15 protein-coding genes are annotated in these 20,217 nt (G+C 38.2%); 10 read left to right on the forward strand and 5 right to left on the reverse strand.

Annotated features, from left to right (window positions below; all coding sequences use genetic code 11):
• Positions 1 to 142: 142 nt before the first annotated feature.
• From ACY0M5_RS11915 to ACY0M5_RS11935, 5 genes are all read right to left on the reverse strand, one after another.
• Positions 143 to 574, reverse strand: coding sequence for a hypothetical protein (locus tag ACY0M5_RS11915; RefSeq protein ID WP_124991555.1), 432 nt, complete (start codon positions 572 to 574; stop codon positions 143 to 145).
• A gap of 67 nt (positions 575 to 641) precedes the next feature.
• A complete protein-coding gene (locus tag ACY0M5_RS11920; protein ID WP_461629279.1) occupies positions 642 to 1,796 on the reverse strand; it encodes a PAS domain-containing sensor histidine kinase in 1,155 nt (384 codons plus the stop codon).
• A gap of 134 nt (positions 1,797 to 1,930) precedes the next feature.
• Positions 1,931 to 2,659: a hypothetical protein gene (locus ACY0M5_RS11925; RefSeq protein WP_461629280.1), complete on the reverse strand. Its 729-nt coding sequence runs from the start codon at positions 2,657 to 2,659 to the stop codon at positions 1,931 to 1,933.
• 453 nt (positions 2,660 to 3,112) lie between these two features.
• Positions 3,113 to 4,051, reverse strand: coding sequence for a mechanosensitive ion channel family protein (locus ACY0M5_RS11930; protein ID WP_461629281.1), 939 nt, complete (start codon positions 4,049 to 4,051; stop codon positions 3,113 to 3,115).
• 204 nt (positions 4,052 to 4,255) lie between these two features.
• Positions 4,256 to 6,304, reverse strand: a complete 2,049-nt coding sequence (locus ACY0M5_RS11935) for a hypothetical protein (protein ID WP_461629282.1) — start codon at positions 6,302 to 6,304, stop codon at positions 4,256 to 4,258.
• Positions 6,305 to 6,557: 253 nt separating this feature from the next.
• On the opposite strand from ACY0M5_RS11935, the gene ACY0M5_RS11940 reads away from it, so the two are divergent.
• The 10 genes from ACY0M5_RS11940 to ACY0M5_RS11985 all read left to right on the forward strand — a co-directional run bounded on the left by ACY0M5_RS11940 (position 6,558) and on the right by ACY0M5_RS11985 (position 20,086).
• Positions 6,558 to 7,265 carry a YebC/PmpR family DNA-binding transcriptional regulator gene (locus tag ACY0M5_RS11940; RefSeq protein WP_101311547.1) on the forward strand — a complete coding sequence of 236 codons (708 nt, stop codon included), beginning with the start codon at positions 6,558 to 6,560 and terminating at the stop codon, positions 7,263 to 7,265.
• A gap of 350 nt (positions 7,266 to 7,615) precedes the next feature.
• Positions 7,616 to 8,392 (forward strand): enoyl-CoA hydratase/isomerase family protein, encoded by a 777-nt coding sequence (locus ACY0M5_RS11945; RefSeq protein WP_461629283.1) that lies wholly within the window; start codon positions 7,616 to 7,618, stop codon positions 8,390 to 8,392.
• Positions 8,393 to 8,528: 136 nt separating this feature from the next.
• Positions 8,529 to 9,857, forward strand: coding sequence for a 3-hydroxyacyl-CoA dehydrogenase family protein (locus ACY0M5_RS11950; RefSeq protein ID WP_461629284.1), 1,329 nt, complete (start codon positions 8,529 to 8,531; stop codon positions 9,855 to 9,857).
• Between the two features lie 173 nt (positions 9,858 to 10,030).
• Complete coding sequence (locus ACY0M5_RS11955) at positions 10,031 to 11,275, forward strand: thiolase C-terminal domain-containing protein (protein WP_461629285.1); 1,245 nt, start codon at positions 10,031 to 10,033, stop codon at positions 11,273 to 11,275.
• A 103-nt stretch (positions 11,276 to 11,378) separates the two neighbouring features.
• The gene (locus ACY0M5_RS11960; protein WP_461629286.1) at positions 11,379 to 12,518 is read left to right on the forward strand and encodes an acyl-CoA dehydrogenase; all 1,140 of its coding nucleotides are present in this window, start codon (positions 11,379 to 11,381) and stop codon (positions 12,516 to 12,518) included.
• Between the two features lie 168 nt (positions 12,519 to 12,686).
• Positions 12,687 to 13,436, forward strand: a complete 750-nt coding sequence (locus ACY0M5_RS11965; protein WP_461629287.1) for an electron transfer flavoprotein subunit beta/FixA family protein — start codon at positions 12,687 to 12,689, stop codon at positions 13,434 to 13,436.
• 131 nt (positions 13,437 to 13,567) lie between these two features.
• Positions 13,568 to 14,533: an electron transfer flavoprotein subunit alpha/FixB family protein gene (locus ACY0M5_RS11970; RefSeq protein ID WP_461629288.1), complete on the forward strand. Its 966-nt coding sequence runs from the start codon at positions 13,568 to 13,570 to the stop codon at positions 14,531 to 14,533.
• Positions 14,534 to 14,590: 57 nt separating this feature from the next.
• Positions 14,591 to 15,850, forward strand: coding sequence for a 4Fe-4S dicluster domain-containing protein (locus ACY0M5_RS11975; protein WP_461629289.1), 1,260 nt, complete (start codon positions 14,591 to 14,593; stop codon positions 15,848 to 15,850).
• 72 nt (positions 15,851 to 15,922) lie between these two features.
• The gene (locus tag ACY0M5_RS11980) at positions 15,923 to 16,720 is read left to right on the forward strand and encodes a (Fe-S)-binding protein (protein ID WP_461629290.1); all 798 of its coding nucleotides are present in this window, start codon (positions 15,923 to 15,925) and stop codon (positions 16,718 to 16,720) included.
• 15 nt (positions 16,721 to 16,735) lie between these two features.
• Positions 16,736 to 20,086, forward strand: a complete 3,351-nt coding sequence (locus tag ACY0M5_RS11985) for a methylmalonyl-CoA mutase family protein (protein WP_461629291.1) — start codon at positions 16,736 to 16,738, stop codon at positions 20,084 to 20,086.
• Positions 20,087 to 20,217: the final 131 nt, after the last annotated feature.

The following is a 20,217-nucleotide window of genomic DNA, read 5'->3' on the forward strand; positions in this document are numbered from 1 at the left end:
TATCACTATTTAAAACAATTCCTAATAATAAGAAAATTAGTCGGGATAATCTTTGTAAGTGATATCTTTTATTGGCTGCCCATGATAAATACTTTTATCTGCAAAATCTTTTTGGGGAGCAGTGGAGGACAAAAATAGATTATTAGCCGACAAATAATTTTTCGATTTCTTTTGTCACATAGTTCAAATGGCAATTGTCAATGTTAAGCCATTTAATTGAGGCTTCTACAGTACTAAATGTTCTGTACTGAAGTGGTGATATGTTTTCGTTTAACGTGAACAGGATTGTTTTCGTAACATGGTCGGGTGTAGAGGTTAATAAAACAAGCCGCATTAGTCCTGTTAGCTTTACGTTTTCTTTCACCCAATTGCCATATTCGAACAATTCATCTTCTGTCAGATTTATAGTTGCGTTTCTAAGATCAACAATAAAACCAAACTTAGGATTAAAATCTTTGTCGTTAATAATATCACTCTTTAGCTGTTGCATCTTGTTTTTAGTGATATTATTTTGATGATATTGAATAACCAGGCCAATATCCTTTAAAATCGAGTATTTGTATATGTCTGACATTGTCTGTAAAAATGAAATTAGTATTGTTTTTATAAAAAATGAAGAATACGATTAGCTTGTTTGTACCCTATTTTTTATTGTATAAAGGGAGGGTGAATTTGAAAACACTTCCTTTTTCTATTTCGCTTTCAACCCAAATGTCACCTTTGTGTTTTTCCACAAATTCTTTGCAAAGAATCAATCCCAGTCCAGACCCTTTTTCCTTTTTAGTACCTTTGGAAGTTGTATTTTCAGAAATATCAAATAGCTTTTTAAGAGTTTTGTTATTAATCCCAACTCCATTATCCGAAACAGAAATTTCGACATACGTGTGTTTCGGAATTGCAGAAATGGTAATACATCCTTCGGGTTTAGTGAATTTTATTGCATTGGAAATAAGATTTCGTAAAATAGTTTTCAGCATATTTTCATCGGCATTAACCGCAATCTTATCGGTTTGAATCTGATTTATTGATATGTTTTTAATTTTTGCTGTTGCATTTGAGTTTTTTACTGTCTCTTCGATAATGGATGATAAAACTATTTTTTTTGGCTTATAAATTAAAGTTCCAGTTTGTGATTTTGCCCAATTCAATAAATTGTCAAGCAAAACAAGAGTGCTTTTGGCAGTTGTATTTATTAACTTTAAATACTCTTCCGTTTCTAACTCATCAAAATCATTTGCGTCTTCAATCAATAATTCCGAAAATCCCAAAATACTCGAGAACGGCGTTCTTAAATCGTGCGCAATTATTGAAAAAAGTTTGTCTTTTGTTGCATTAAGTTCTATTAAGCGCTTTTGGTTTTCTTTTAAAGCTTGTTCTGCATCTTTATATTCAGTAATGTCAAGTATGATACCAACAATTCCACAAAACTCATTTTTCTCATTAATTATATTGGCCTTATGAAAAATGATATCATGAAAAGTTCCGTCAGCATATTTCACATTGCATTCATAGGTTTGATTTTCCAGATTATCACGTAATTCGCAATCTGCATTGTAATATTTGTCGGCAAGTTCCTTTGGTGCAATATCGTAAACACTTGAATTTATAATTTCAGTTTTGGGCAGGCCCAGATAACTTGCAAAAGCATCATTACAATTGGTATAGATAAAGTCTTTGTTTTTTACAAACAAAGGATTCGGGATTGTATTAATCATTTTATCCTGAATTTTTAATTCAAGCTTTAATTTGATTATTTCTTTTTCCAGATCTTGATATGTAGGTTTGCCCTGGGTCATTTTTTGTTCTTAAGATATCTGTAAATATGCGCAATAAACTTTTGTACGGTAAGCCTTGTGCTCTTGTTTGTATTTTGAGTTTTTTTGTTGCTTTAAAATTCTTCTTAGCCACATTCAATAGTGAAACCCGCAGCTTATTTTCTATAACGGCCTCTTCTGGTGGTTGTATTTGGTTTTTCCGAAGAACTGATTTTTGCGCCATTTTTTACTGTAGTATCAGGATCATCGCTTAAGTAAACGGCATCCTCAGTGCTGGATGTAATTGTAAGAATCCGTCCGTACTTTTCAGGCAGGTTCACACTTGTCGCATCTTTCCATTCTCCCTTTCCAAACACAGCAACTTTTTCTCCCTGTTCAAGAATTCCTTCCTTGTACCGAAGTGTTTTATTAAAGCCCCAAGAGCTCTCACTTTTAACTCCTTTACTATTCAGGTAATTTTCAAGATTCTGTGGTGCGTCGGTAAAAAATCCGGTAGAATAACTTTCATCCTGAACAATGTAAGATTTAATTCGATCGTCATTTATAAATGCATAGCTGGTTTCTTCCCGAATTAAAAATTTGTTTGATATTTCCTCCTCAATAATCGTTTTCCATTTTGAACTATTGCCTGATGCCACTTTTTGCTCGATATGCACATAGTAATAAGAACATTCACGATTCGAAAGAGGAGATAGAAGGGGAGCATCAACAAATTCAACGGTTCCTACAATTCTAGCCAGCTCACCATCTTTAAAATCTGCAATTTTCCGAAGCTCCGATTTTTTTAGCTTTCGTTTAATAATGGCTTTTTTACTGAAAAAAACTGTTGATAGTAAAACTGTAACGATTATTGCAAAAATAATAAAGAAGAATACTGGTTCCATTTCTGTTGATTTATTTAGGGGGTGAGATTATAGATTTTCTGATTGGATGATAAGGTGCGTCGCATTTAGTTTTTGATCATATCGGTATGTTATCTTATCGTTCATAACCGGCACTGAAAGTAAAGGTTTTTTTATGATAGTTCCAACGTTTAAATGCTTACTCAATCTAAGGCCTGAACGAAAACTGTTTTGTTGTTTTTCCCCATGTGCCCCGTGCTCAATTCTATTTTAATCTCTTCTATGTACTATTTATCAGATTTTTCTACCACAGAGGGTACGGAGTTGCACAGAGAATAGTAGGTTGATCTGTACTTTTACCAGAATCCAATTTCATATCAGAACGAATTCCAATCAAGTAAAAGCAAAAAAGACCATCCCTTGCGGGACAGTCTCTGTATCATTTATAGCTGCCAGATCATTACATGTAAAAGTCTTATTTTACGGTCAACTGCTTTAATCGTGACTTTGTGTTGCTGTGCTGTGTTTATCAGTAATAGTTATTCTTGTCTTAGGCAAGCTGTCCGGGTAATTGTTTTGGATGAATTCGATCATTTTTTCCCGGATATAAACTCTTAAATCCCATGCTGTTGGCGAATTTCTGGCACTTACAAGTATTCTTATTTCCAGGGTATTTTCCTTCGAATCGGTTACCTGCAGTACATTTACTTTTTTGTCCCACAAATTACTTTTAGTTAACAGGTTTGTTAGTTCCTTTCTTAAAGCATCAAATGGAATTGTATAGTCAGTATACAAAAAAACGGAACCAATAATATCTGCATTGTTTCGGGTCCAATTTTGAAATGGTTTCTCTAAAAAATACGTTGATGGCAATACCAAACGCCTCTGATCCCACAGTCTGACTACTACGTAGGTTAAATTGATTTCTTCAATCCATCCCCACTCATTTTCAACAAGAACAGCATCGTCAATTCTGAATGGCTGCGTAATTGCAATCTGAATTCCGGCTAATAGTGTGCCAACAACTTTCTGTGCCGAAATACCTATTATAACACCTGCCAATCCTGCCGAGGCAAAAATTCCAATTCCAATTTTCCTGATATTCTCAAAGGAAAGCAATATCAGTCCTATGGCCGAAAGTACAATAATAAATACGAGTACCTTTTCCAGAATATTGAATTGCGTATGTAATTTTCTGGATTTAAGATTGTCCTCCTTAGAGATATCAAACCTTTTTAAAAACATTGTTTTAATTCTTTTGATTACCTCAATTATGAGCCATGCAAAAGCGATTATTAACAGATTGTTTTTTTGATTAATTAGCAAGGAGTCTTCCAATTCAGAAATATTTAAAATTGAATCTAAGAGAGGTTCAATTGCTAATATGATTAATATGATTAATATGATTAGTGTGAGTTTGAAATATTTTTTCATTTTTCCGTGTTTTTTAATGGACTTTCCCTTTTTGCTTGAAGTGTGCAGGTTTTTCGATATGTATTCATTGCAACTAAGCATTGAATTTATGCAATATTTATGATTATACAGTTGTGATTAAGGAGTAAACATGTTTTTTTAGGCCTAAAAATAAAAGAGACCATTCCTTGCGGAACAGTCTCAATCATCTATTTTAATCGTTTATTACTTCAATTCTTCCAAAGCCTCTTTAGCTGCTTTTAATAAAGGTTGTGCAGATAAATCGTTACCGGTAGCTTCAACCATCCATTGGTTGGGAGTCAAACGTCCTTGTTTAAAGATTCGGTCTATTTCCGTTGGGAAGCTTTTTCCCTTTAAGTGCTGTTCCAATTGAAACTCGATTATATTTCCAAATGCATAGTTCGATAAATACAACGGACTGTTCAGCATGTGTGAGTATACGGCCAAAATAGTCTGATCTTTTACGCCGTAAACAGGAGCGTAGAACTCATTCCAAACTTCTTTTGCAATTCGCATGGCAGCATCGCGCAATTGTGCCGAATTGGCTTCCGGATTTGCATACAGCCATTTCCACATGCGGATATCCAATACCGAAACACCCATTATTTCGTAGGCACTCCAGAATAAGTCAAGTTTTTTTAACGCATCTTCCTGAGGTGAATCGTTATGAATTCCCAACAATAACAGGTCTCTTTTCTGGAAAATGAAAGCCAAAGCCTCTGTAAATGCGGTGTTCGGAACTCCATTCATCACAAAGTTATCCACATCATAAAGCGATATGGTTTGCTCCACATTGTGCCCAAACTCATGAACCGCAATGTTGTAGCCTTTGTAATCCATGCCCTTTTCACCAATTCGGGTGCGCAGATGAGCCTTTTGTCCTTTGGCTGCACCGCCCCAGGCGTGTCCCGAGCCTCGTGCCGGATCAACAGCAATATGAGCTCCCAACCATTGTGCTCTTTCCTTATCGTAACCCAGTTTTACCAATAAATTTGGTAAATCAGCTTCCAAAGCAGCCGCGTCAGGGTACAATTTACGGGTCTGGGCATCCAGCTTCGACTCATCCATTCCGCTGCGGGCTTTAAAACCATCGTACCAAATGTCGAAAGGTTCCAAATCACGACCTAATCGTTGTTTAATTAGCTCACCAACTTTTTTGGTTTCCTCGGAGCGCATAAAATCCGTAAATATTTTTTCAGTTGCTTCTGCGGATATTTCTTTGGCACCATCATATTGTCTTTTGATGAAGGTGTTCTGATCCGGATAGTAAGGATCGATTGCCTTATTGGCATGGAAATTATTCAGAATTTGCTGATATCTTTCATTTGGTTCAGGCGTTGCTTCAATTGTTTTTCCATTCTGATAAACCAGATTGGTATACGGATCCCATTCCAAATTCCCATTATTAATTACCTTTTCAGGGATTTCCTGAGAAATAATGCGCTGCATCACCTGATAAATCATCTTCTGCTTTTCTAAACCATCCTTTTTGTTTGCATAGTTGGCTTTAAGCTCATCGCGCAGGTTCCAGTGCGACAAAAGAACTTTGTCTTCAGGGAAGAAACGATTTCCTTCAGCATCAGTTAAATGCCCCACATAAATGTTGTAATCCATAATGTAAACATCCGATTCGGCAGCAGCCTTACCGGCTTCCTGTAAAAGTTCTGCAGGAACCCGGGCAGTAAAATAATCACCCAAACGGGCATAAGCCCATTGCTGACGAGTCCACTTCTTGGCATTTGCTTCTTTTTCTTCCAAACTAAAGGGCGGAAAATTCAAGGCAATAATAAAAGCAATTTTATTTTGGTAGAAATCATTCATCCAGTGCGAATCTACGCTGTAAGCACCAAATGCATTGTCAATAGCATGTTGTTCGAAGGTGTTCAAGTGCACCGGTTCCAGTAACTCAAGAGTAATTTTGTTGAAATTACCGGTGATAACCTCGATGTTTCTTGAAATCTTTTGAAAAACAAGTTCTCTTTCCGCCTGATCGGAGATATAGTTTTCTTTACAGAAGGTTTTAAAATCTTCTTCTGAGCCATCACTGCCGCGCCACAGGTTGGCGGCATGTTTTACGCCTTTTTCCATAAGGGATTTGTTTGTGCCTGAATTCGAATTCCCAAGCTCATCAATTACCTGAGCTATGGTTTTGGCCGAAATAGCAGAGACATCAGCCTTTTTATCCATTTTTACTTGATTTCCGCAGGAGGACAGCAGTAATGCTGCAGAAAACAGAATGATAATCTTTTTCATTTGATTAGGGTTGTTATTTGTTTGATTTAGTATCGCTAAAAATACGAATTCAAGCTCATTCAAACAATGAGCTTTTTCATGCTTTATAGTTGCGCAGAGGAGTCGAAAACAGAAAAATGAAATGCAATTTGTGCTGTAAATAAATCATTGAAACACAACATTTATAATTTACTCCTTTAAAAAAAAATGTACTTTCGTTTTACAGATTGGATAACATGTGCTATTTTTGCGCAAAATATTATATACATAAATTATGGGAAGAGCATTTGAATTTAGGAAAGCGCGAAAGTTTAAGCGTTGGGATAAGATGGCCAAAGCCTTTACACGAATTGGAAAAGATATCGTGATGGCAATAAAAGAAGGTGGCCCTGATCCGGCAACGAATTCTCGTTTGCGTGCAGTTATTCAAAATGCAAAGGCAGTAAACATGCCTAAGGATAATGTTGAAAGAGCAATTAAAAAAGCAACATCTAAAGATCAGAAGGACTATAAGGAAATTATCTACGAAGGATATGCTCCGCATGGTATTGCTGTTTTAGTTGAGACTGCAACCGACAACCATACCAGAACGGTAGCAGATGTTCGCTCTTATTTTTCAAAATGCAAAGGTAGTTTAGGTACTGCCGGTAGTGTTGAATTCATGTTTGAACACAAATGTCATTTTCAGATTGAAAACAAAGGTCAGGATATTGAAGAATTGGAGTTCGAATTAATCGACATAGGAGTAGAGGAAGTATTTGCAGAGGAGGAAGGAATCATGCTTTACGGCAACTTCCCTGATTTTGGAAAAATACAAGCTTACCTGGAAGAGAACGAAATTGAGGTAATTTCATCAGGTTTCGAAAGAATTCCAATGGATACAAAAGAATTAACTGAGGAACAAGTTGCAGATGTTGAAAAATTGCTGGAAAAATTGGAAGACAACGACGATGTTCAGAATGTTTACCACAATATGGCATAAGAAAATCGCCGTTTAAGATATAATTTCATGATACAGAGCCTGATTCGTTTAACGGATCAGGCTTTTCTATTTTGCTAAAGTGAATAAAAAGAATAAAGGGTCTTTTTTTGACTTTTTTTATTTTCTTAAAGCCTTGTAAATGTTGGGGGTGTGAGCTAAAGGCGTGTCAGTCAGAAATCTTACCTTTTGAATGTTAAGAGTTTTTATTATATTTAGATATGTAGATGAAAAAACGTCTCATAACACACCTATGAAACCTTCATCTTTGAATAATTGTGAATTTTGTTTTAAAATTAAAAATTCAAAGCATGATAAGTTCCATGTGGCAACTATAATTGAATTATATACACATGCACTTTAATTATTTAAAATTTGAAAAGAGAGACAAAATAGGAATTTTGACTCTTAACCGTCCTGAAGCCTTGAACGCCTTAAATGAGGGTGTTTTTAAAGAGCTCGCCTGCTTTTTAAGCAGCAAAGAAATCATCCAAAGCATTAGAGTATTAGTAATTACGGGAGAGGGCAAAGCCTTTGTTGCCGGTGCTGATATTAAAGCCATGCAGGAATATTCTCCGCAGGCAGCCTACGATTTTTCTGAAATAGGAAAACAGGTTTTTGATCAGATTGCTAATCTGGAGATACCGGTTATTGCTGCAATTAATGGTTTTGCCCTTGGCGGAGGGTTGGAATTGGCACTTTCATGTGATATACGTGTAGCCAGTGAAAAAGCCAGGTTGGGTTTGCCTGAAGTGAATTTGGGTCTGATACCCGGATTTAATGGTACGCAAAGATTGCCTCGTTTGGCTGGAGCCGGGAATGCTATGTATTTAATGATGCTTGGAGAAGGCATAACAGCCGGCGAAGCCTATCAATTAGGAATCGTTCAGAAATTGGCGTCGCCGGAAACACTTCTGGAAGTAAGTTTGGAATTGGCTGAGAAAATAGCTTCTAAAGGTCCTAATGCCGTAAAGTTAATAAAAGTAATGGTTCGCAAAGGTTTGGAATTACCGGGCAAAGATGCCGGCAAAATGGAATCCAAAGAATTTGGACGTCTTTTTAAGGAGGATCAGAACGAAAGGGAAGAAGGCATTAGCGCTTTTTTAGAGAAGCGCAAACCAAACTGGTAATAATCAAAAATTGCAGTGAGATTTATTGTTTTCGAAACAATAAGCAGAAAGTGAAGATGGGTTTTTGATTTAACTCAAATGGGAAACATGTATCATATTAAATAATAGTAAAATCAATATTTAAACAATAAGTAATATGGATTTGATCCGAAAAATGGAAAATGTTAGTGTTTTAGGTGCCGCCGGAAAAATGGGAAGCGGTATTCTTGTCTTATTATCTTTTGAAATGGCCAAATTGAAAATTGGCAAAAAAGAAGATAAAGACTTTGTTTTAAACGCTGTTGATGTATCACAATCTGCTTTAAACAGTTTGTTGGGTTACGTAAAATCGCAATTGGTAAAGCACGCGGAAAAAAACATAGTAGAATTACGAACCTGGTACGAGGATCGTGAGGATTTAATTGATAATGATGAAATTATCAGTCAGTTTGTATATGATGTGATGGAGATGATACAAACATCAACCCGTATAGAAACGGCTTATGGCTCACAATTGATATTTGAAGCCATAAAAGAGGATAAAGCTCTAAAAGTAAAATTGTTTTCTCAAATCAAAAAAAATAATCCTGATGCTTGGTTTTTAACCAATACTTCATCCATTCCAATTGGTGAAATTGAAAAGGAAGCTGGTCTAAATGGAGATATCATTGGTTATCATTTTTACAATCCTCCGGTAATTCAAAAATTGTTGGAGATCATTAAAACGGATCATACAAATGATGATTTAGTGGCTTTTTCGCTGAATTTAGCCAAATCGATGCGCAAAATTGTTGTTCAGTCAAGAGATGTTGCCGGTTTTATAGGAAACGGTTACTTTATGCGTGATGCTTTGTATGCGCTTAATCTGGCTGAAGAATTAGCAAAAACAGAAGGATGGGCAAAGGCTTTTTTCCTAATTGACACCATAAGCAGGGATTTGTTGATTCGGCCAATGGGAATTTTTCAATTGCTGGATTATGTGGGAATTGATGTTACCCGATTTATTTTGGAGAGTATGCAGCCTTCATTTCCGAATGAAAAATTATCACATGCAGCCTTGAATCAATTGTTTGATAACGAAGTGAAAGGTGGTCAGTTTGCTGATGGTTCTCAAAAGAACGGTATTTTCAAATATCAGAAAGGTAGAATTACAGAAGTTTATGATTTGGAAAACGCGAAGTACATTCCAACTGAGGATATTGAAATGGATTGTGCTGCCTTACTGGGAGAATTGCCAACCCTTAAAATCTATTGGAAATCTGTTGTTCGTGATGTAAAGAAAGCCGATCATTTAAAGAAGTTTTTTACTGAACTGCATCAAATAGATAGTGTTGGCGCTAATTTGGCGATTGCCTACGGTAAAAACTCAAAAGCAATTGGTCAGATGCTTGTTGATACAAAAGTTGCGGAATCAAAGGCCGATGTAAACACCGTTTTGGAAACAGGTTTCTTCCATGCTTACGGACCTATTAACGATTATTTTTAAACTGGATTATAAATGTTAGAGATGAGATTCATAAAACAGATTTCGCTTTTAACATTGAATTAATGTTTGATTTACTAGATCGCCGAAATTTTATTTGTAACCGATACTAGATGATTGTTTGATGTTCTGAAATTTTTATCATAGCTCACATCTATTATCTCATATCTAAAAGAATGAACGTTTTACGCAAAAAAATATACATGCTGGCCGGTTACAACACTATTTCGATGGGAACCGGCAGAAATGAATTTCATCCCAAGAAGCCTCGTCCTGGTCTGGAACACTACATTCAGGAAGCCGGTCAGGCAACTTTAAAAATGATTGGCGGTGCTAAAAATGTTGATGAAGGAGTAATTGGAAATTTTATGGCTTCCCGCTTTAACAAGCAGGCCAATTTGCCCGCTTTTTTGCCAATGATTGATTCTGGATTGAAGTACAAGCCATCCGTTAGTGTGGAAGGTGCTTGTGCATCAGGCGGTTTAGCGCTGACCACAGGAATGAAATCGATTCTTGCAGAAACGGCTGATGTGGTGCTTGCTCTTGGTTTTGAAGTTCAGAATAGCATGAAAGCCATGTATGGAGCGGATGTTCTGGCTGGTGCCGGATGGCAAAAAACGCGTAAAGAGGGACATGCTTACTTTTTTCCGGGTGTATTTAGTGACCGGGCGGGTGCTTATTACGAGAAATTTGGCAGGGAAATTACCCGCAAAGCTATGGCGAAATGGTATTGCAATGCCATTGAAAATGCTCGTTTGTGCAAAACAGCACAAGAATTTCATAATACAAATAAGGATTTGGAAGGGACTGCAAACACACCTGTAAATCCAAGAGGATTTGTGGATCATTTAAATGTTTTTGATTGTTCTAAAGTTTCCGACGGAGCTTCGGCGATTGCAATAGTGTCAGACGAAGGATTAAAAAGAATTGGATTAGATGCAAAAGATGCGGTTGAAATTGTTGGTTTCGCTCATGTTGCAGCAGATATTACTCAAAAACCAGAGGTAATGACCAGCTTAACGACCATGAAGGTGGCCGTAGAAAAAGCAATGCGAATGGCTGGAATTACTGTTGATCAGTTAGGAACTGTGGAAGTTCATGATTGTTTCTCTATTGCCGGAATAATGGCTATTGAGGCTATTGGTTTAGCCGAAGAAGGAAAAGGCCCTGAATTTGTTTTGGCAGGTCACACCTCCAGATGTGGAAAAATACCTGTAAACACAACGGGTGGTTTAATTGGTTGGGGGCATCCAACCGGTGCTACCGGAGTTCATCAGGCTGTAACCATTTGGGAACAATTAACAGGGAATGCCGGAGAGGCACAAATTGAAATCACCAAGGAAAAACCATATGCAATGTCTGTAAATATGGGCGGAGATGACAAGTCTTTAGTTGCTGTTGTTTACAAACGGGGGGAATAAATGAATGTATTACTGAATAATTAAATTGTTACATCATGTAAATCAGCTAAAAACTAATTGCCATCACTAATAGCTTTTAATATCACACCTAAAAATTAAAACTATGAATTTTGAATTTACCGAAGAGCAGTTAATGATACGGGATGCGGCACGGGATTTTGCACAACGTGAGCTGTTGCCCGGAGTAATAGAACGAGATGAGAAATCAGAGTATCCAACCGAGCAGGTGAAACGTTTGGCGGATTTAGGTTTTCTGGGAATGCTTGTTGGATTGGAATACGATGGTGGTGGAATGGATACCATATCCTATGTTTTGGCAATGGAAGAAATTTCAAAGGTCGATTCCTCGGTATCAGTAATCATGTCGGTAAATAATTCATTGGTTTGTTGGGGGGTTGAAAAATATGGAACTGAAGCCCAAAAGCAGAAATTTTTAAAACCGATGGCCCGTGGTGAGAAAATAGGAGCCTTCCTGTTATCGGAACCTGAAGCAGGCTCTGATGCAACTTCACAAAGAACTACTGCTGTTGATATGGGAGATCATTATCTGGTAAATGGCACTAAAAATTGGATTACAAACGGTAAATCAGCTTCTACTTACATTGTAATGGTTCAAACCCATCCCGAGTTAAAACACAAAGGAATTAATGCTTTGCTTGTTGACTCTAAATTGGAGGGGATTACTGTTGGTCCTCATGAAAATAAAATGGGAATGCGGGCATCAGATACTTGTTCTGTAATGTTCAATAATGTTAAAGTTCCAAAGGAAAATCGTTTGGGTGAAGAAGGTTTTGGATTTAAACTTGCCATGCAGTCGCTCGAAGGTGGTAGAATAGGAATTGCCTCGCAGGCTTTGGGGATTGCTTCAGGAGCATACGAATTGGCGTTAAAATATGCACAGGAAAGAAAAGCTTTCGGGAAAGAGATAATTCATCATCAGGCAATCGCATTTAAATTGGCTGATATGGCCGTTGAGATTGAGGCTGCGCGCTTTTTCTGTTTAAAAGCAGCATGGTTAAAAGATCAGGGCAAACCGTACGGACAGGCAAGTGCCATGGCCAAACTATATGCTGCCGAAACTGCAATGAAGGTAACCACTGAAGCAGTTCAGATTCACGGAGGATACGGATATGTAAAGGAATATCATGTGGAACGCTTAATGCGTGATGCAAAATTAACTCAGATTTATGAAGGCACTTCGGAGATTCAAAAGATTGTAATTTCAAGAGGATTAATGGATTGACAGAATATTTGGAATTCTGTATTTATTTTGATGTAAGTAGTTTTTATAGAGTTGTTTAATGTGTGTTTTTTGAAGAAATAGATTAAGTGGATGATTAATAATAACTGTTGTGGCCGTAATTAATCTTTGTGATATAATCCCGGTACCAGATACTAAAATTTAATACATATGAAGATATTGGTCTGTATAAGTAATGTTCCTGATACCACAACTAAAGTGAAGTTCAAGGAAGATAATACTCTGTTTGATGATTCAGGTGTTCAGTGGATCATTAATCCATGGGATGAGCTGGCCTTGACCCGTGCTTTGGAATTGAAAGAAGATGCCGGCAATTCGGTTGATGAGGTTTCTGTTATTAATGTCGGCGGTGCTCAAACTGATGCAACCTTAAGAAAAGCTCTTGCTATTGGTGCTGATAAGGCGTTTCGTATTGATGCCTGTGCAGCAGATGCATACTATGTGGCCGGACAAATTGCAGCATATCTAAAGGAGAATCCATTCGATATTGTTTTTAGTGGAATAGAATCAAGCGATTACAATGGTTCATCAGTAGGTGCTATGATTGCAGAGTTTATGGATTATTCGGGAGTTTCGTCTGTTACCAGCGTAAATATTGATGGTGATGATGTTATTCTGTACCGGGCTATTCCAGGAGGAAAGCAAAAAATAAAGGCCGGAGTACCGTTAGTTGCTGTGGTTCAGAAAGGAATTGCAAAGGAACCAAGGATTCCTGCTATGCGCGGAATAATGATGGCACGTAAGAAACCTTTGGAGGTAATGCCCGCAAAAGAGATGGAAATGCTGACTAAATCGGTGAAATTTGAATTGCCAAAAGCCAAAGGAGCTTGTAAGATGATTGATGCCGGGCATGTAGAGCAACTGGTTGAGCTTTTGAAAAACGAAGCTAAGGTGTTATAAGTGATAAGATTACCATGTTTAATCAAGTATGATGGATGGTAGATGAGAAATTAATGAGTCGGAAAGCCTTGTTTTTTTAGTGTTAAGTCTCATATCTAAAATCTATTATCTCATATCTAAAAGAAAAGCCTATGTCAGTAATTGCATTTGCCAAAAATTGGAACGGGAAGTTTAAGAATTCCACCTATGAATTGGTATCCTATACGAGAAATTTAGCCAGCCAATTAAATACACAGCTTATTGTTGTTTCTATCGGCGAGGTAAAGGAGGAAGAATTGAAAAGTTTGGGGAAATATGGTGCAGAGAGAATTATTTCCGTGAATGATCCACAAATGAATACGTTAACAAGCCGTGTTTATGCTCAGGTAATTTCTGAATTAGCAGAAATAGAAGGCGCAGACACAATTGTTATGAGCGATAATGAGAGTGGCAAAGCCATAGCTCCAAGAATTTCAGTTAAAATGAAAGCTGGAATGGTATCTGCCGTTTTGGAACTTCCGATATCGATGAATCCCTTTGTAGTTAAAAAAGGTGCTTTTTCAGGAAAAGCCTTCGAACATGTTCAAATTGATTCACCTGTAAAAGTGATAACCATTGCTAAAAATTGTTTTGGTTTTACAGAAAATCAGGTTGATGTATCAATTGAAGAATTTTCGCCGAATTTGGATGCTGCCCTTTTTAAAATTCAGGTTCTGGAGGAAGAAAAGCAGACAAATAAAGTTAACCTTGCTGATGCAGATATTGTTGTTTCGGCAGGTAGAGGAATGAGAAGTCCTGATAATTGGGGTGTTGTGGAAGAGCTTGCAGTCGCGTTGGGAGCAGCAACGGCTTGTTCACGTCCGGTTTCGGATGAAGGATGGCGCGGACATGAGGAGCATGTTGGACAAACAGGGAAAGTTATAGCACCGAATTTATACTTCGCAGCGGGTATTTCCGGCGCGATACAGCACGTTGCCGGTGTCAGCAGGAGTAAATGTATCGTAGCAGTTAATACAGATCCTGAAGCACCTATTTTCGGTGTTGCTGATTATGGGATCATTGGTGATGTTATGGAAGTATTGCCAAAATTGACAGACGCAATCCGAAATTCAAAATAATATAAGCCTGTGAAAGGGGGCCAAGAGTTTGTTACTAATCACATTAATTGCTGAACCATGATAAAACAAATCCTCTTCATCATCACATTATTAATCACATTTGGCGTTTTTGCCTATTCGGTAAAGCGTTTGTGGGGATTTTTTAAGCTGACAAAGCCTGCTTATCCGATTAAAAATATTGGGGCACGAATTTCCCATACTCTGAATGTGGCTTTCGGGCAAACCAAAATATTTCGGAAACCTGTCATCGGTTTGATGCACGCATTGGTGTTTTGGGGCTTTCTTGTGATCACTCTCGGCAGTATCGAGATGGTTGTAGATGGCGTTAGCGGATTGGACAGGGCTTTTGCCTTTACAGGATGGTTTTATGATGTAGTTATTGCCTCAGGAGATGTATTTGCCTTGTTGATTCTCATTTTTATCAAGCTTTTCAGCATTCGCAGAATGTTCTTAAAGGTGAAACGCTTTTCTGGAGTGGAAATGACTCCCAAAGCCAATTGGGATGCTCAATTGTCTTTATTTTTTATTGGATTTTTAATGGTTTCCCTGATTTGTTTCAATATGGGATACATTAGTAGTCACCCAAATGCTTACGAAGGGGTTTATCCTGTTTCTGCCGCTTTGGTTAATTTGTTTGGATGGGATTTTAGCTGGCTTCAAGAGCCGGGCTGGTGGGTGCACTTATTATTGATATTCACATTTGCTAATTATTTGCCGTACTCGAAACATTTTCATGTTTTTCTATCCGTTCCGAATGTGTTTCTGGCGAATTTGGAACCAATTACAAAATATCCAAACTTGGAAAGCATAACCCGTGAAGTGAAGCTAATGCTTGATCCGGAAGCTGCCTATGACGAAAGTGCCGAAGTTGCCCGTTTTGGAGTTAAAGACGTTGAAGATGTGAGCTGGAAGAATTACATGGATTCCTTGTCCTGCACACAGTGTGGCCGTTGTACGGATGTTTGTCCGGCCAATATTACCGGTAAACTTTTGTCGCCACGAAAAATATTTGTTGATCTGCGAAAGCGGATGAATGAGAAAGGACCCTTGGTAATTGCGGGCAAGGAAGATAACAAATCACTCTTGCGCGATTATATTTCCGAAGAAGAGATTTGGGCTTGCACAACCTGCAATGCCTGTGCTCAGGAATGCCCTATAGACATTAGTCACCCTAATTTAATCATGGATATGCGAAGGTATTTGGTGATGGAGGAATCTGCAGCGCCAACGGGCTTAAATGTCATGTTTGCAAACATTGAAAACAATGGTGCCCCCTGGCAATTCTCTCCTGAAGATAGAATGAAATGGGCTGAATAGTCACCTTAATTAATTGTAAGGTAGTTTGTTGAGGTATTTTAGGATAAGTTGTACTTTAATTACTGTTTTGAAATGACAATAGAAACAAAAATAGATGTGCCCGTAATGGCGGATGTAACAGCAAAAGGTGAAAAGCCTGAATATTTGTATTGGGTTGGTTGCGCCGGAGCTTTTGATGACAGATATCAGAAAGTGGCAAGAGCATTTGCTAAAATACTGAATCATCTTGGTGTAAGTTATGCTGTTTTAGGCAAGGAAGAAAGCTGTACGGGCGATGCCGCAAAGCGTGCCGGGAACGAAATGCTTTTTCAGATGCAGGCCATGCAAAATATCGGGGTTCTTAACGGATACGAGGTGAAGAAGATCATCTGTACCTGTCCTCACTGCAGCAATACCCTGAAAAATGAATATCCTGATTTGGGAGGAAACTACGAGGTGATTAATTACACGGTGTTTCTGGATGAGATGATTCGAACCGGGAAACTGAAACTGGAGAACAATCCGTTTAAAGGTGAAAGTATCACTTATCACGATCCATGTTATCTGGGAAGAGGAAATGGAATTTATGATGCTCCCAGGAATGTTGTGAAAGCAGTTTTTGGAGAGGTGAAAGAGATGAAACGGGCGAGAAGCTACGGTCTGTGCTGTGGTGCCGGCGGTGCTCAAATGTTTAAAGAAGCCGAAAAAGGAAATAAGGAAGTCAATATTGAGCGTACCGAAGAAATTATTGAACGAAAAGTAGATAAGGTTGCTTCAGCTTGTCCTTTTTGCATGACGATGTTGACTGATGGAATAAAATTAAAAAACAAAGAAGCGGAATTGCAAAATATAGATATCGCAGAAATTATTGAGAAAGCCTTGAATTTATAGACTTTAAACTAAAGCATGACAGCAAATACGACATACAAGCTTAAAAATACAGTTCGGATTGTAACAGCAACTTCGCTTTTCGATGGACATGATGCTTCCATTAATATCATGCGTCGAATTATTCAGGCTACGGGTGCTGAAGTAATTCATTTGGGACATAACCGCTCTGCCGAAGAGATTGTTGATTGTGCTGTTCAGGAAGATGTACAAGCCATTGCCATAAGCTCTTACCAAGGTGGACATATGGAATTCTTTAAGTACATGTATGATTTACTGCAGCAAAAAAATGCCGGACACATTCAAATTTTTGGAGGTGGTGGCGGCGTAATTCTTCCATCTGAAATTAAAGAGCTGGAAGCCTACGGAATTGCTGGTTTGTATTCTCCTGATGATGGTCGTAATTTGGGTTTGCAAGGCATGATTAATGAGGTTTTGGAGAAATCGGATTATTCATTGAATGAGTTTGAATTGCCAAAAGCATCAGAAATTACCAGTGAGAATGTCAATTTGTTAGCCAGACTGATCACATTGGCAGAACACGATCTCCTTCAGGATTCGGATTTGTATCTTAAATTGAAGAACAGTGTCAAAATGAATCATACGCCGGTAGTTGGAATTACAGGAACCGGCGGTGCAGGAAAGTCTTCCTTAACGGATGAATTGATTCGAAGGATTCATATTGATTATCCTGAATTGAAACTGGCAATCCTTTCCGTAGATCCTTCGAGGAAAAAGAGTGGAGGCGCATTACTCGGTGATCGAATCCGCATGAATTCCATTCATCATCCAAACATCTATTTGAGATCTTTGGCTACACGCCGTGCAAACCTGGCATTGTCCAAACATGTTGATGATTCTTTGATTCTAATGAAATCGGCAGGATTTGATTGCATTTTCCTTGAAAGTTCAGGAATTGGACAGTCGGATACTGAAATTGTGGATCACAGCGATGTGAAAGTGTATGTAATGACACCTGATTTTGGAGCAGCAACGCAGTTGGAGAAGATCGATATGCTCGATTTTGCTGATTTAATTGCCATCAACAAGTTCGACAAGCAAGGTGCACAGGATGCTTTGCGCGATGTGAAAAAGCAATATCAGCGAAACAACCTTCTGTGGGATCAAAATCCGGACGATATGCCGGTTTATGGAACAGTGGCCTCTCAATTTAACGATCATGGCGTAAACGAGCTCTATCATGCCTTAATTGAGTTTTTAATTGCAGGTAATGCATCAGGTTTTGCTCAGAATGGAAAACCGCTCCTCGAGGCGAGCCAAAAAATTGAAATTGTACCGCCAGCCAGGGTAAGATACCTTTCAGAGATCTCAGAAACGGTAAGAAGATACAATAGAAAGGCTGAAGAGCAATCTGAAATTGCAGATCAATTGTATGCTTTAAATAAGTCTGTTAAAATTATTGAAGGAGAATCTGTTAAGAGATTATTTTTTGATAAAGTAACTGATCTTTCGAAAGATTTTAAGCATCAGAATATTATAGATTCATGGGAAGAAAAGAAAAAGAGATACAAAGAGGATATATTCAAATATAAGGTTCGTGGTAAAGAATTATCCGTGGAAACGCACTTTGAAACCCTTTCACAGAGCAGGATTCCTAAGATTGTATTGCCAGGCTACAGAAGTTGGGGTGATATCGTAAAATGGAATCTAAAAGAAAATGTTCCCGGCGAATTTCCTTACGCAGCAGGTGTTTTCCCGTTCAAACGGGAAGGGGAAGACCCAACAAGAATGTTTGCAGGAGAAGGATCGCCTGAAAGAACGAATAAGCGATTTCATTATTTGGCTGCAGGGCAACCTGCGGTTCGATTATCAACTGCATTCGATTCAGTTACCTTGTATGGAGCTGATCCCGATTACCGGCCGGATATTTACGGAAAAGTTGGTAATGCAGGTGTTTCTGTCGCTTCGTTGGATGATGCCAAGAAACTATACAGTGGTTTCGATTTGTGCGATCCGAAAACTTCGGTATCCATGACGATTAATGGGCCGGCACCTATGTTGGTAGCCTATTACATGAATGTAGCTGTCGATCAGGAGTGTGAGAAGTACATTCGGGCAAATGGACTGGAAGAAGAGGTTAAAGTAAAACTTGAAGCAATCTTCGCTGGGAAAGACAGAGTATGCTATGTAGGCGATTTGCCAAAAGAAAATAACGGACTGGGACTGTTGTTATTAGGAACAACCGGAGATCAGGTATTGCCTGCTGAGGTTTATCAGAAAATTAAGGGAGAAACCATTTGTAAGATTCGGGGAACGGTTCAGGCAGATATGCTAAAAGAGGATCAGGCGCAGAATACCTGTATATTTTCTATTGATTTTGCTCTGAAAATGATGGGAGATATTCAGCAGTATTTCATCGAAAATGAGGTTAGGAATTTCTATTCGGTTTCTATTTCAGGATATCATATTGCGGAGGCCGGAGCTAACCCAATTACTCAATTGGCTTTTACATTATCAAACGGATTTACCTTGGTTGAATATTACATTTCAAGAGGTATGAAGGTTGATGATTTTGCACCGAATCTTTCCTTCTTTTTCTCGAACGGCATGGATCCGGAATATACCGTAATTGGTAGGGTAGCGAGAATAATATGGGCGAAGGCCATGAAATATCTTTACAAGGCCAATAGTCGCTCACAAAAACTGAAATATCACATCCAAACTTCGGGCAGATCGCTGCACGCACAAGAAATTGAATTCAACGATATCCGAACTACATTGCAGGCTTTAACCGGAATTTATGATAATTGTAATTCGCTTCATACGAATGCTTACGATGAGGCTGTCACGACACCAACAGAGGAGTCGGTAAGGAGGGCAATGGCGATACAAATAATCATTAATAGAGAACTTGGTTTGGCCAAAAATCAGAATCCTTTGCAGGGATCATTCATCATCGAAGAATTAACCGATTTGGTGGAAGAAGCTGTACTGGTAGAATTTGATCGGTTAACGGATCGCGGCGGTGTATTGGGAGCTATGGAAACCATGTATCAAAGGAGCAAAATACAATCAGAATCTCTGCTTTACGAGAGTCTGAAACACAGTGGAGAGTTGCCAATTGTTGGTGTGAATACATTTTTAAGCTCGAAAGGTTCTCCAACGGTTCAACCCAAGGAGGTAATTCGTTCCGATGAGCAAGAAAAAGTTAATCAGGTGAAATTTAAAGAGCTGGTGCAGAGGAATCAGAAGGAAAAGGCTTTAAGGGCATTGCAGGAGTTGAAAGAGACTGCCTTGAAGAATGAAAATGTATTTGCCTCCCTGATGGAAGTATGCAAATTTTGTACGCTTGGTCAAATAACCAATGCATTGTACGAGGTTGGCGGTCAATACAGACGAAATATGTAATGTAGGGACATACTATCGTATGTCCGGAATGAGATCATTAGATATTGGAAATGAGATTTTAAAAGAAGTTAAGTAGGTCTCATATCTCAAATCTAAGAACAAAAATCTCTAAAATAAATAAGAATAAAAGA

Source organism: Labilibaculum euxinicum, assembly GCF_963678175.1.
In the GTDB taxonomy this organism is placed as follows: domain Bacteria; phylum Bacteroidota; class Bacteroidia; order Bacteroidales; family Marinifilaceae; genus Labilibaculum; species Labilibaculum euxinus.